General features: G+C 40.5%; 11 protein-coding genes. All 11 read right to left on the reverse strand.

Features of this window, described 5'->3' with window-relative positions; translation table 11 throughout:
- Positions 1–152 precede the first annotated feature (152 nt).
- The 11 genes from NST91_RS22515 to NST91_RS22565 all read right to left on the reverse strand — a co-directional run bounded on the left by NST91_RS22515 (position 153) and on the right by NST91_RS22565 (position 14,528).
- Positions 153–5,528 carry an Ig-like domain-containing protein gene (locus NST91_RS22515; protein ID WP_341333589.1) on the reverse strand — a complete coding sequence of 1,792 codons (5,376 nt, stop codon included), beginning with the start codon at positions 5,526–5,528 and terminating at the stop codon, positions 153–155.
- 232 nt (positions 5,529–5,760) lie between these two features.
- Positions 5,761–6,318, reverse strand: coding sequence for a hypothetical protein (locus tag NST91_RS22520; RefSeq protein ID WP_341332934.1), 558 nt, complete (start codon positions 6,316–6,318; stop codon positions 5,761–5,763).
- 60 nt (positions 6,319–6,378) lie between these two features.
- Positions 6,379–8,319 (reverse strand): protein kinase domain-containing protein, encoded by a 1,941-nt coding sequence (locus NST91_RS22525; protein WP_341332935.1) that lies wholly within the window; start codon positions 8,317–8,319, stop codon positions 6,379–6,381.
- A 31-nt stretch (positions 8,320–8,350) separates the two neighbouring features.
- Positions 8,351–9,118, reverse strand: coding sequence for a PP2C family protein-serine/threonine phosphatase (locus NST91_RS22530; RefSeq protein ID WP_341332936.1), 768 nt, complete (start codon positions 9,116–9,118; stop codon positions 8,351–8,353).
- Between the two features lie 202 nt (positions 9,119–9,320).
- Positions 9,321–10,577 carry a DUF6382 and FHA domain-containing protein gene (locus NST91_RS22535; RefSeq protein WP_341332937.1) on the reverse strand — a complete coding sequence of 419 codons (1,257 nt, stop codon included), beginning with the start codon at positions 10,575–10,577 and terminating at the stop codon, positions 9,321–9,323.
- Positions 10,578–10,704: 127 nt separating this feature from the next.
- Positions 10,705–11,007, reverse strand: coding sequence for a pore-forming ESAT-6 family protein (locus NST91_RS22540; RefSeq protein WP_099354912.1), 303 nt, complete (start codon positions 11,005–11,007; stop codon positions 10,705–10,707).
- Positions 11,008–11,047: 40 nt separating this feature from the next.
- A complete protein-coding gene (locus tag NST91_RS22545) occupies positions 11,048–11,350 on the reverse strand; it encodes a WXG100 family type VII secretion target (protein ID WP_099354911.1) in 303 nt (100 codons plus the stop codon).
- Positions 11,351–11,452: 102 nt separating this feature from the next.
- Entirely contained in the window at positions 11,453–11,644 is a 192-nt protein-coding gene (locus tag NST91_RS22550; protein WP_099361338.1) for a hypothetical protein, read from the reverse strand.
- A 36-nt stretch (positions 11,645–11,680) separates the two neighbouring features.
- On the reverse strand, positions 11,681–12,397 hold the full coding sequence (locus NST91_RS22555) for a hypothetical protein (protein ID WP_341332938.1): 717 nt from the start codon (positions 12,395–12,397) through the stop codon (positions 11,681–11,683).
- Between the two features lie 2 nt (positions 12,398–12,399).
- Entirely contained in the window at positions 12,400–13,797 is a 1,398-nt protein-coding gene (locus NST91_RS22560) for an Mbeg1-like protein (RefSeq protein WP_341332939.1), read from the reverse strand.
- Positions 13,798–13,802: 5 nt separating this feature from the next.
- Complete coding sequence (locus tag NST91_RS22565) at positions 13,803–14,528, reverse strand: hypothetical protein (RefSeq protein ID WP_341332940.1); 726 nt, start codon at positions 14,526–14,528, stop codon at positions 13,803–13,805.
- Positions 14,529–14,930 lie beyond the last annotated feature (402 nt).

Below are 14,930 nucleotides of genomic sequence, written 5' to 3' on the forward strand. Positions count from 1 at the left end.
TGGCGTCCTTAGTCTTTGATCTTACCGCTCGAAAATTCCCTCTAAAAAATCGTGGCATCCGCCGGGGCTTTAACTTTATTCAGCCGGGTTTGCTGAATGAAGTAACTTTCTTTAAAACAGGCATCCGCAAAATGCGAATGCCTACATTTTTGTTACATATCTTTCTCGTCTTTTCTGCGGATGATGGTTCTGCGGAGAGCGACAGCACCTGCTGCTGCAATTCCAACAAGACCTACCATTGCGCCCGCAAATAATGGTTTGTTTTCATAGAACTTTACAAGTACGCTTTTCTCAACGATTTCGAATTCAACGACTTCGTTCATTTCATTACCAGCTTCGTCTTCTGCTAATACTTCCACCTTGTATTTGTTGATATCAGATAGTGTTACGGAAATGACTTTCGTTCCGTTCACATCTTTTACCTCACCATTGAAGAGCTCTCCATTAATCATGACAGACTTGAGTGTATCACTAGGATTATCAAGGCTGATTGAGAGAGTTACAGGGTCACGGTATGTTTCGTTTTTCTTGACTCCATCGACGATGACTTTCGGAGGAGTTTTATCAATAATAAACTCAACACTTAGCTGTTGGATATTCCCTGCTTTGTCCTTCACCTCAAAGAAGAGCACATGCTTTCCTTCTTCCTCAATTGGGTCACCAAGATTATAAGGCTGACCATTCAAGGTCTGTGAGATGATGTCATATGCATTTAAATCCTCAATGAGCAATTCAGGAAGTAAGCTTTCCTTGAAGTACCCCTCAGAAATAGCTTCCTTAAATTTGATCACTGGTGCTGTTTTATCAATCGTAAACACTATTGTTCGGGAAGAAACATTGTTAGCTAAATCATAGATCTCAGCTTTTAAAATGTAATCTCCTTCTTCACTTAGCTGCACCCCATTTACAAATGGGCGTCCATTTAATGTGACACTTGAACGACTTGAATCGAGGTAACGATCCGAGTAGGTCACAGTCGGCATTTGATTGTTATTAAAGAATCCATCAATAACGCCTGTGATATTCAAGTTTGGCTTTGTCGTATCAAGGATAAAGCTGATATCAATGGTCGACTCGTTTCCTGCTTTATCTCGTGCAAGAACCCTGAAATCGTACTTCATTTCCAATGTAGCCGTTGGAATTCGACCTGTTACATTTGAGCCATTCATTGTTACTGAAACGATGGTGTCCTCACCTTGGTCTAGCGCAAATTCCGGTGTGAATACTTCATTAATATATTCGCCATTCTTGATGACACGGCTTTGACCTTTAAATTTCGGTGTGATGACCGGAGCTGTTTTATCAATTGTAAAAGCAATCTGTCTGCTGAATTGGTTACCCGCTTTGTCAATCGCTTCTACGTTGATCGCATAGTCACCTTCCTGGCTAAAGTTGTGGCTGAGTCGAGCAGTTTGATTCGCTACTCCAAATCCACCAGCGTTATAGCCTCTACCATTTCGAGTCACGGTGATGCGGTTCACATCTAAGTTCACATCACGAATTTCCACGCTCACTGGCTTATCAACGTTATAGTGTGCTGCATTTTCAACACCTGTAATATCAATTGCTGGCTTTGTTGTGTCAATTGTGAATGTCTTGTTCGCTGTGATTGGACCATTGCCAGCCTTATCTTCAGCGCTAATTGCAATGGTGTACAAGCCATCATCATTAAAATTGTAGCCTAAGCTTGAAAGCTTGTTGTTATTCTTCCAAGTTCCAATATTAAATACTTTGCCATCCTTTGTTACAGAAAGCACTACGTAATTCGTACCAAAGTTCAATTCATCAACAGAAACAGTTACGCGCTTGCCAGTTGGATTGAAGGATTGGTGATCAACACCGTCAATTTTGACAACTGGATTTGTTTTGTCGATGATGAATGCAATTTCTTCATGCGTTGTTTTGTTACCGGATTTATCCGTTGCATTGAAGTAAAGCACATAGCTGCCTTCTTCAGCAAAATTGTGTTGTAAGCTCGCTTTTGTTCTCGATTGTTGTAGTGCTGGAATCTCATATTCCTTGCCGTTCTTTGTTACGTGTAATGAAGTTTTGTCAATGTTCGCATCCGTTACTTCAAATGAAACTAGCTTCGTAACATTGTAATTCGTCATGTGGTCGACACCTGTGATTTTGAGGGTCGGGAAGCTTTCATCAACAGTGAACTTCACTTCTTTTGTGTCCGCAATGTTGCCTGCTGCATCCTTTGAAGACACCTTAATCACATAGTCACCGTCTTCGTTAAATGGAATCGCAAGACTTGATTCAATACCTTGGTTTTTCCACTCGTACGGCTTATTGTTTACTTTTACTTCTACTTCATTGTTTGCAAAGTTCAGCTCGTTAACCTTGATCGTAGCTGTTTTCTTTTTATCGTAAAATGTTCCGTCTTTTAAATTTTCAATCGTGATAACCGGTTTTACGTTATCCACTGTGAAATTGTGTTTTTTCTCCGTTGCTTTGTTACCCGCAAAGTCTACAGAACGAACCGTTACTTCATATTCTCCATCCTCTGGAAAGCTTTGTTTGAACTGATAACCTTTTGCAGTTTCTTTCCACTGGGCATTCTTAACCGGTTTGCCGTTTACAAGGACTTCATTTTTACTTTCGTCAAAATGAAGGTCATTGATGTCTACGACTAACTCATTGTCACCTTTTACAAATCCACCGTTCGGGATATTCCCGCTGATTTGAATTTCAGGTGATGTGCGGTCAATTGTAAAGCCAAGATCCTCAGTGCTTTCAGCGCCAAAGTAGTCCTTTGCTTTTACCTGAACGGAGTAAACTCCTTCGTCTTCAAGTTCAACACTTAGTTCTTGAGTGATTAACCAGACGATTTTTTTCATCCATCCGTCTGTTGGAACCTTGATGTCTTTATCCCCATTTTTCACTGTGATTTCAGGAACAAATGGTGTGTAGTCATCGACAGTAACAGTTAGGCTCACTTTTTTATCATTAAAATACGTACCATCTTTAATCGAGTATTTAATCGCAGGTCCTGTTTTATCGACCGTGAATTTTATAGTTTCTGAGCTTTCGTTTCCTGCTTTATCCGTTGAAACGACGTGAAGCTCGTAAACCCCTTCTTCAGTGAAGGTGTGTTTAGTTGTTGCCATCTTGCCATCAAGTACGAGTGGGTCAATCTCATATGACTCCCCATTGTACTTAACTGTTGCATTTGACTCACCCATATTTAGGTCAGTTACCGTAATGGTTACTTCACGATTATCATTGTATCTGCCATCTTCTCCGATGTTTGTTACAACAATCTCAGGCTTGATTTTATCGATTGTAAAACGAACTTCTTTTTCTGCTGAAATATTTCCTGCTTCATCAGTTGACTTGAGTTTTACAACATAAACGCCATCGCCGGTAAATGTATGCTCTGCCTCAGCGTATCGGTTCCTTTGTTTCTTGAATTTGATTTCATCCGTCGGATAAGCCTTGCCATCCTTCGTAATAGATAGTTCAATATTGTCTAGGTCGATATGTGAGTCCTCAACCGTAAACTTGACTTCTTTGTCTGTATTCGCGAACTCATTTTCATTTACACCCGTAATATCAACCTCTGGCTTCGAGTTGTCGATAACAAATGTAATCGTTGAAAAATCAGCTTTGTTTCCAGCTTTATCAAAGTAGTCTACATTGAGTTCATAGACACCTTCTTGTTTAAAGCTATGTTTCTCATGTGCCTTTTTACCTTCAAACGTTTCTGATTTCCCATCTTTTGTTACTGTTAAAATGGTCTTGCTATCATCTTTGTTTGTGTCTTCTCCTACAATCTCCACATCTACTTGACGGTTGTACTTCTTATTATTTTCAGCGCCAGTAAGAGAAACAGTTGGCTTCGTTTTGTCGAGTGTGAATGTTTTCGTGATTTTGTCTGCATCATTTCCAAATTGGTCTGTTGCATTTAACTCGATTGTGTATTTTCCTTCAGTTTTAAACGTATGACTTGCTTCAGCCACTGTACCATTCTGTTTTAATTTGATTTCTTCCTCATAATCGGTATCGTTGTGCTTTACAACAAGTGTTGTTTTCGCTAAATCAAGTGTAAGATCTTCAACTGAAAAACGAACAGTTTGGTTTTCAGGATAATACTTCCCAGTTTCAACTCCTGAAATCTTTAATTCTGGCTTCTTGGTATCAATTGTAAAATTGAGTGCTGGGGATTTTGTTTCGTTCCCTGCTTTATCAAACACACTTAGTTCAACAGAGTATACTCCATCTGTTAAGTTGCGTTTTTCAAGAGCTTCTTTTCCAGTGATTGTTTGAACTTTTCCGTTTTTCGTTAATTTTAAAACGGATTTGTTTTGATCTAAATATGTGTCAGTTGCTGAAATTATGATGTCCTTAGATTCTGTATATTTGCCACCATTTTCAACACCACTAATTGTTAATTCAGGTGCTGTCTTGTCGATAATGATATTTTCATAGGTTCCGAGATCAAACCCAGTTGGTCTCCAATAGTCTGTTATCTTTGCACTAAATTCATATTTTCCTGCTTCAGTTAGAGTGTAAGTTGCTGTCTTAGAAGAAAGGGAATTTTTAATTTCCATATCCACAGTCTGTGGCTCGCCGCCATCCTTCGTATAGGTGAGCTTCGCTGACTCGATAAAGAGTGGATTAGTGATAACGATATTTACTCCATCGTTATAAAAATCATTTTCCGTTTTATTTTTAATGGCCAATTGCGCAACCTTGCTGACATTTGCAAAGGAGATGGACTTAGTGTCACTTACGTTTCCAGCCTTATCCTTAGCGGTTACTGTTACTTCATATTTCCCAACTTGGTCAAATGCAATAGAAGCTTTCTTCCCATCCCATTCGGTTGAAGGCGTTTGGAAATCTGAGCCATCTTTTTTAACCTTTATATCTACTTTATCTTCTGAGAAATTTTCTTCTTTTACATCAATTTGAAGGTTGACTGTATGCTCAAAAAACCCGCCCTCATATGCACCTGATAAATTAACTATTGGTGCCGTAGTGTCTTTTATTACACTAAAAGTAGAATTGTTTGGTGGATCAACTACCCATGTGTCATCTTTAAAGGTGATTTCCATCGGGATATCACCATCTTTATGATTGGCACCAGAGATGGTTACTTTATACAGACCTTTAAATCCGCCATCTGTGATTGGGGTAATAGTTGCATTTCCAGGTCCTTTCTTTACTTCTACATCAAAAGGTGACCCACCTTCAGGTACCTCACCTGCTACTGGAGTTGCCGTTTCCTCAGCTGTTTCAGTTCCGTCAGGATTTTCCGGCTCCTCCGGTGTTTCTTTTGGCTTTAGGTAATTCTCATAGTCCTCACTTAAATCAACCTGGACTTGAAAGGTGTCTCCATTTATGTACCATTCATTTGAGAACTTTTTCCCAATTTCCCATTGTTCATTGTTATATTTTATATACTGCTTTGTTTCAACCTGGGATGATACGTTCAGGCTAAACAGTACTACCGAAAGCACCATAACCAATGCAATCGGTAACCAGAGTACCGATTTGTTTTTTCGGTAGCTTTTTGAAATCATTGCTATCACTTTACTACGCTCCTTTTATTATCAAATGCGCCTTGGCGTATTTGCGCCCGATTTTTAGGCCCACAGGAAGTGGGTCATAAAGACGTTGCCACAGGATGTGGCGTTTTTAGTCTTTGAACTTACTGATCGAAAAACTTCCTTTAAAAAATCGTGGCATCCGCCGGGGCATTAACTTTACTCAGCCAGGGTTTAACCCCAGCAGTAGTGTTTACTCCTTTTACATTCATCCCCTTATTGAAGAAGCAGGGGACTTCTGCTGAGTAAAGTTAATTACATTATTTGTATGGACTATCATGACATCGACTTCGATTTGGAAATCGGATTCTTCTTCTTTTTCAGTGAGGATTGCGGTTTCGCCATCGCCTTCAAGGAGAATCGTTGTTTCGTCATCCCCGACTAGCAATGTCGTCTCATCGTCATCCTGTAAGAGAGCCGTTTCCTCTGATAGAAGTGAAGTTTCTTCTACCAACAATTCCGTCGGTGCTTGTGAACTTTCCTCAAGTAATGAGGTCGGTTCAAGTCCCTGGCTCATGAGGGCTGTATCCTCAACTGATGCTGCAACTGGATCATCTTTTTTCCGAAGCTTGATTTCACTTGTTGTTCGTTTTGTTTCATGAGCCTCAAGGGAAGTGCGGCTGTTTTGCTTCTTTCTCATAAACCGGTTTCCCGTGATATCCGCAAAAACCTGAGAGATTTGTAGTTTCATATAGACGATGATGGAGATGATGAGCGTGACCACAGCGCCCGCTAATCCCCCGTAAAACATAATTTGGTATTCCAATTGAGAGCCCCCCTTCTTAGGAATTCGCCGCTGGGACAAGGGACCTGTCCCTTTGTCCCACTATCTGATATTTAGATTGCTCATGCGTCTGGATAGTTTTTTGTAGGCTTCATTGTCTTTAGCGCCTTCAAGCTTTCCTGCTTTGTCAAAGACTTCCTTTGCCTTGTTGTAGTTGCGCTTGTCTTCTTGTTTACCTTGCTCAATGTCTAGCAAAAGATTGCCTAACTTCACGTATGCATTTAGGCTTTTCGGATATTCCTTAATCGTTCCTTCAAATTGCTCAACCGCTTGTGAATGCTCACCCATCTCCTGATAAATCACACCGATATTGATCATAACCTCTTCCTTATTCGATACGTTCAAATCAAGAAGATTGTTGTAGTGCAGTGTTGCCTGTTCGAAATCGTCACGGGCAGCAACTTGATCCCCAGAGTTTACGCCTCTTGAGTAAAAGGCTTGAGCGAGTTTTTGCTCGAACTCAATCTCGTATTTTAACTGCAGTTGCTCATCTGGAGCCAACTCGAGAACCTTCTGCGCCTTCTGGACAACCGTGATGGCTTTCGTATTGGCGTCCGTGATTTGACCTTTATAAGAAATGTAAATGTTCGCCAGCGAATTATAGTTATCCACTTTTTTCGAGTTGTTTGGAAGGTTGTCATTGAATGACTCGAACTCTAAGAGATTCGTAGAAAACTGGTCATAATCAATGTTCATGCCGCCCAATGTTGTCGCAAGAGTAATATAGTAACTCGCGTCCGGAATTTCTTTTTCACTCACCTGCTTAAAATACTTCAGTGCAACAGGGTAATCGCGTTTTCGGTCAAAATAGGTCATCCCCAGTTTAAAAAGAACCTCACTATTCTTATGGATGTTGCCGTATTCGTCATTCACATAGGCCTCAATTTTCGATAGTCCTGTGTCCACTTCATTTCGGTTAATGTACACATCTAGCAGATTGATATAAGCAGCAGCACGTCCCTTGTCGACTTTAATGGCTTGCTCTAGAAGCTTAATTGCCTCCGTATCATTGCCCTCGATTAATGAAATACTAGATTCATTGACTAGTCCGATGTAATCCTGGAATTGCTCATTTTGCATACCTTGATAGCCAAGTACTGACGTCGTTGAAAAACCAAGGCATAATACGGCTGGAACCAAAAAGAGATAGAGCCGCTTCATCATTTTTTTACGGTAACCTGCTGTCAGTTTGTTGATATTTTCAAGATCGTATAGGAGCTCCTCACTGGTTTGATAGCGGTTCTCCGGTTCTGCCTGGGTACATTTTAGAATGATATGCTCGAGTCCCTCTGGTAAGGTCGGGTCCCATTGGCGAATCGGCCTTACCTCATACGGCGGGTCTGCTAGGCTTTTACCAGTTATGAGCTGATACAAGGTTAGACCTAGGCTATAAATGTCCGTTCTGGCATCTGTTCGTTTGCCTGACAACTGCTCGGGTGCCGCATAGGTTTTCGTTCCGAGATTCGTCGTATCGGTCAGGCTCTCATCCTTAAACTCACGCGCAATCCCGAAGTCTATCAGTTTGATTTTCCCTTCCGGTGTAAGCATGATATTGTCCGGCTTCATGTCCCGGTAAATAATCGGATGTGGCTTTCTCGTATGCAAATAATGAAGAACCTCTGCAAGCTGCTTTGCCCAGTTAATCACAAGCTTCGCCGAGATGATTTTTTCCCGCTTCAACTTTTGCTTGAGCGACTCACCCTCGACATAGTCCATGACCACATAGATATCACCCTCAGATTCGATGATGTCGTAAATCTTTGGAAGTGAACCGTGGTCTAGTTTTTTCAGCATGTTCGCCTCGACAACTAGACTATTAATGAGGAGCTCGTTGTTACTGTTGTCGCGCTTACGGATATCCTTGACGACCAAAGACTTATTAAGTCGGTTGTCCATCGCCAAATAGACAATACTCATTCCACCGCGTCCGATTTCCTTCAATATTTCGTATCTGTCATCTATAAAACTTCCGATTTTAATCAACGTAATTCCTCCTATGAATGGCCTTGACCATTCATACTACATGCGCAAGAACAATTGAGATATTGTCGACCTCTTTTCGTTCCTTCACCGCATCGACGAGTTTAATCGCCTTGTATTTTAATTGCTTTTCATTTAAAAATTGGTTCGGACGAAGCTCCTCAAGTATCTCTTTATCCGTGATCTTATGGTAAAAACCATCCGTACAAAGTAAGAACACGGTTCCTGGCTCTGTCTCACCTGTTAGAATCACGACATCAAGCTCCCTTGTCGCTCCAACACATTGTAAAAGGACATTGCGCCGCGGATCCTTCAGGGCTTGCTCCGGTGTAATGTTTCCGCGCTCTACTTCACGTTCCACCAAGGTTTGATCCTTCGTCAACCTTGTCACTTGCTGCTGAATTTGATAAGCACGGCTGTCTCCGATATGTACGATATAATAACGCGAATGAATGATGAGGAGTGCAGTCACCGTTGTTCCGACCTGGGTGTTTGTTTCGTCCCCATATTCTAAGATTTTTTCATTTTGCTCCGTAATACAGACTTCGAGCGCTTGGCGGATGTCTTCATCCTGTTGGTCAGAATGAAGTAATTCAGGTAACTTCTGTTCGAACCAGTCGGAGAGCCCGCGAACGACTGTTGCACTGGCGAGTTCCCCATGGTCGAGTCCACCCATTCCGTCACACACGACGAACATTCCGACATATCCATTCGGTGTTTTTGCGGTCTTAACGAGCAACGCATCTTGGTTTGTTTTCTTTTTTATTCCCACATCCGTGTGGTATGCATGTATGAACGACACTTATTTCACCTCTTTTGAAATGCGTAAGGCGCCCCCAATTCCAGCTAAAGGCATGCACGTCCTGTGCCTAACGCTGGAATCCTTGCCATCCTGGCATGAGCGACAAGCACAAGACAAGCCCAACCTTCCGAAGCGATTGGCTTGTGACCTCGAGCCGATGGCGCCTGAAGCTAGACAATAAAAACCATTTTATCTTCGTATTTTAAAAAAGCCTAAATACGTATTCTTCGTTCGCAAGCTTGATTTTGTCTTCGTGCTTGATTTTTACCTTGTTATTAGGAACTAGCTTGACGCCATTTACATAGCTGCCGTTTCGCGATTCTTGGTCGACAATAAAATATTCCCCGTTTTCGGTAATCACCTCCGCATGAACACGCCCAATGACTTTATTGTTAGATGTATAATCAGTAACCCCTGGATCACGGCCAATCTTAAACACTCGCTTGGATAGGATAATTTTTTCCTGAGTGGTCGTTAGTAGGAATGGCTGCTGCTGTTGGAAACTGGTGCCTACACCCAGCGCCGTTGTTCCTTCTTCCTCTTCTGGCTCTTTATAAGCGGTGAGGACAGTTGTCCCCTCTTCCTCATCAGGTTCATCTGTATCAAACGAAATTGGACTTCCCACATTTGGCTTGATGTTGATGGAAGTTCCACCTGAAAGGAGTGGATTTCCTTCGCCTAGTTCGGTGCGGGTGATTCGCTTGTACTGAACTTCTTCCTCGATTTCAAGCTTTTGTTTTGTTTTTTTATCAACCTTTTTACTGCTATATTCTGAAGTAATCACGCCGTTTTCTTCAGATGCCTTGATTTCACTGCTAGGACTATAATAGTTTGGTGTTTTGGGTTCTTCATCCTGAATCGGCAGCTTTCTGAAACTTTGTGGTGATGTTGGTTTATTCATAAGAAACTCATTAAGCTTTTGTTGAAGCGCATATAAGTTGATTTCCTCAGATGTTGCGAAATAATTATGTAGCCGCACAAAAAAAGCAAGGTCATCATTTTCATCATAGGAGTGGGAGTGTAAGAAACTGGTGAAGTATTCCCGGATTGATACCTTTTCAAAAATATTATTTTTAATCGGCATGTACAGTAGAATTAATCTGTTTGAAAAATTATCAATAAAGATGTAGTTCTCATCAAAAACAAAGTTGTTCACATTTAACCCAAGTCGCTCAGCTTCGATTAATGTTTCGATGATATTTGAAAAATAGCTATGGAGCTGCTCCTTTGTGAGTGGGTTTGTTGTCTGTTGGTTAAGAGTCACTTCAGAGACTAAGTCATAGCGAAAATACCCCTCATCTTCCTTGTTAATCACAACACATGGCAAAAGCCCTGGAACCTTGTTGTTTTTAAGCTTATCAGCTTCTGTAAAATCAACACGAATCGCAGGTGGCACCTTGTAAAATATGAACTTCGAAACACCGTAATTTTCAATATGTAAATCAACATGTTTGATCATTTTCTTGCACTCCCATTGTTTATCAAATGCGCCATTTGCGTATTTGCGCCCAGATTTTTTTCACGCCATTCCTGAATAAAGTTATGAGTTGAGGACAACCGGCGAGGCCAATTGCCCTCCTCATGGATTATTTAAATGCGCTAGCGTTATTGTTGATTGCAGTTTCTGCAGCGTTGTAGTTTGTAACTGTGTTATCTAGAAATTTCGCATAGCTATCAATAACTTGGCGATACTCCTCAAAACGTGGAGCCAACGCATTGAAGTTTCCGCGAATTGTATTAGAAGCATCGGAGTTCCATGTAGCAGATAAGCCATTCATTTCCTTCTTAATGTCTTCTAGTGCAGTTGCAAGCTGTTGGTTTAGGTTACGGATTTGCCCAGCGGTTTTACTAACCTCGCCAAGGGAAATCTTGATTCCATCAACTGACATCGTGCCACCTCCTTTTTTGGTAGTTTTATAGGTATGGAGATTAGTTAGTTAAGCGACGAGCTTGGTTCACTACCTCGCTTTGTGTTTCACGGTATGTTTTTGCGCTAAGCTTTAAGAACTCAGAGTATTGTCTCATCAAGTTCGTCATTTTTTGGAAGTCATCCATGAAGCCCTTGATTTGAGAAACATATGCCTGGTTATCAGTACCTTGCCACGCAGCACCCATGCCCTCAACCTCTGTGTAAAGAGCCTTGTAAAGTCTCTCATAGTCAGCAGATTGTTGGTCAATTTTAGTAGCCGCAGTGTCTAATTTCGCTGGATCAACTGTGATTGAACGTGCCATTGTTTTTTCACCTCCTTAAAATGAGATATGTATGAGTTAACTCGGTTTTGGCCGAGAGAACTTTGGATTGCAGTGGTCTAGTAATCTAGAATTCTATATAACTTAAATCCTTCTAAGGTCATTCCCGACTCTGCGGTATTTGTCCGCTGCACTCTGCAAGCTTGATGCACTTTTTGTAGAGCCAATCCCTTTGAATTCACGGTTGAGACCATTTGAGATTTCATCAAGTTCCCTTGAGATGGCATTGATCTCATAAATAATGCTATTAATCTTTCGTCGAACATGAGGTTTCATTGGGTTACCTCCCTTACAATTTAAAATCTCTGATCCTTAGAACTTCTGATAATGTTTTTCTACATCTTCCACATCTTTTAAAATCAAATTAGGGTCTACCAATGTACTAGGATAATCTGCATTATGTCTTTCATCAATTCCTAATTCTCCGTATACGGTAGCGTCTAAATTTGACCAGCTCATATTATTGACATAAGATGTTTGGATAAACTCTGAAATATCTTCAGAATTATTAACAAACCCAACAGAAATTAAATAATTCTTTAATCCAAGACTTTTTAAGAGATTATATAGATTATAAAGACCTTGACTATATTGATTAATATCAGGTTCTCCCGCTGTCTTAATCCCTACAACTAAATCAACACCCATATTCTTGTTTTGCTCTATTAGTTCATTAATACTCATATCAGCCATGGATTCGTTAAAACTTGTTCTACTTAAAACAAGTTTAAATTCAGAATTGGCAGGAAGCTCTTTTTCGATATCAACCTTTAGCTTTTCCTGTAACTCTTGAGCCCATTTTGCTGGCAGGTATGTGTCAACATAACCATTGCCATCTTCTTGGATTGAAAAAACCACATCTGTTTTACCCTTTGGATGAACAGTAACGAGATCATCATTCACCCACATAACCTCAAATTCTTCAGCATATTTATCTTCCAAATACTGAAGTGCTTTTTCTTCAGTGTTACTGCAGCCAACAACTCCCATAAAGAAAAATAGTAACATCGTTATTTTTACTATTTTCATAGCTATTGAATAATCCTTGCCTTTCCGACTAGCTTCGTTTCGTTCGCATCTAGTAACCGGGCAGCCGTATTTAGGTAGTTAATGTTTTGATTGAGCCTGTATGAGAAGGACGTTAAAATATCGGCGCTCAACACATGACGGATATCTAGAAGGTCAACCTCCCAGTATAGAGAGTCAATCTGATTATTAAGTGCATTCACTCGGCGCTTGATACTTTCAAGTCGTTGTGCATAGTAGTAGAGCCTTGCAACATTGACTTTCAGGTATGGTTCAACTGGGAAGTAACCACCAATCTTTGCTGCTACTTTTACAAAAAGTATTGCCGCCTTCGTTGCCACATTCGTGATGAATTGGTTAATTTCGTTTTTCACCTGTTGTGAAAGTTCTTTTACTTTCGCAATAAATTTTGTTGCTTGATCTTTCACCCAGTTAACTGCTTTTTCAAGTCCTCTTTGTGCAGCTTCTAAGATGTATAAAGTAGCATCGCGAATCGCCGCTGCTGCTCGATATGCCAATACTTTTGGATGAAGTGAAACCGCTAGAAAAATGGCTCCAGCAACTGGATTTGCAATATCACGTACTAGTGAAGCACCATCAGATGCATTATTAAAGTCTCCACCTGGGGTAAAATCAACACTATCAAGTCCATGTGCATACATAAGACCTTCTTCAGTGCTATTTAATTTAACTGTTTTATCCACATAAGGTGCGTATCCTAGGGACGAAACGAAGTCACCCTCGTGTACGATAAATGTATTTCGACTACTTAATGCATCTCTTTGCTCCTGTGTTAGAGTCCAATAATATAAAGGTGCACCATTCACAATATAAGAAGTCAATTTTTCATCCTCTAGATTATTGACAAGTACGAATTCCGCCAAATTTCCACCCTTCGAGTGGCCAAATACATACTGTTCCCCATCTAGACCTTTAATGTATCGTTCATAAAATTCATTTGCTTCCCTTTGCTGCTGGATCGTTACTCCAAGACCAGCCTCAACATTGGATACCCAGTCTGTTGCTATGTGAGCGACATTTGTTAAATCTTCACTGCCTCGATAAACAGCTGTACCGTTCCCTTCCTTATCGGTAAAAGCATAGCCTACAAATCCGGTATGGGAATTCCCACCTGAATTATTACTTGTAGTAGGGTTATTATTTTGATATCCTACCAGCTTAACGTCATGGAGTGGGGAATCACTATTTTGGTGCAGATACTTCTTTATTTCAGCAAAATTAGTATCCGATGCATCCGGTTTATTCTGATATTCGATCGACTTAATCATATCCTCGATGGTTAGAGGTTTTTTTTCATTAATTGGTTTTCTTAAATCTAGGTCATAGTACGAAAGCTGTAGTAAAAGATATTTTTCCTTTTCACTTAAATTAGATAGCGACATCTTCCTCACCCCTCAAAAGGCGTGTAATTTTCGACCACGTTATTTTCACTGTTAAGGATTAAAGTAGGGTCAAAACTTTCGCTCGGATTGTCAGGATTATTTCTCTCATCCAAACCAAGTTCACCATAAACCTTAGCATTTAAATTAGACCAGCCCATGTTATTCACATTAATTGTGCGAATATACTCTGAGATATCTTCAGATGAATCAACGAACCCAACTGAAACAATATAGGATTCCACACCAAGTCCTTTTAGAAGATTGTAAAGGTTAAAGATACCTTGACTATAGGCATTCACATCAGGTTCCCCAGATGATTTTATACCCGCAGTCAACACGACTCTTACATTTTTATTCTGTGATAAGTATTCATCCACTGTCATACTAGCCATTGATGGATCGAATTCTTTTGAATTCACATGAAATGTAAGCTTATATGGACTATCCTCAGGCAATTCGTTTTCAATGCTATCTGCAAGCTTGCTCTGCAATTCTTGCCCCCATTTTGCTGGAATATAACTATCCATTAAATCGCCTTCGGTGTTCGCTTCCTCAACTAGGAAAATTGCCTCAGAATCATCCTTGGGGTGAACAACCACTTTATCTCCCCCATATAAATCCTGAAAAAGTTTACTTCCCTCTTTTGCAAACATGACCTCAAATTCTTTGTCATACTTCTCCTCTAAATACTGGATTGCTTTTTCCTCGGTACTCGCATTACTCGAACTCATACACCCTGTTCCTCCTATTATGAGAATGAATAGAAGAAGGAATAAGACTACCCTCTTTTGTAACCTCATTTTGCACCTTCCTTACGTAAAAATGACTTTGATTCCTAGTAAAAATTGTTTGTTGGACATTGTTGACTTAGGCTGGCGGGGGGCGGGACCCTTTTTCGAAGTGGCCCAGGCCCGCTTTTTTGAGATATCGGACATAGTTTTGAGTTTATCGGACATTTTCGGCAAGATATCGGACAAACTTTTCAATATATCGGACAAAGCCGTCATTTCCGTTTGAGCTGGCGGCGGGGATAGTGCCCGAACTCCGATTAATTGTTCCCTAACTTTCAAGAATTGTGCCCTACCCGCCGGGAATTCTGCCCTAACTCCAACTCATTATGCCCTAAGCCAAAA

Source organism: Ferdinandcohnia sp. FSL W7-1320, assembly GCF_038050315.1.
Classification (GTDB): domain Bacteria; phylum Bacillota; class Bacilli; order Bacillales; family Bacillaceae_L; genus Ferdinandcohnia; species Ferdinandcohnia aciditolerans.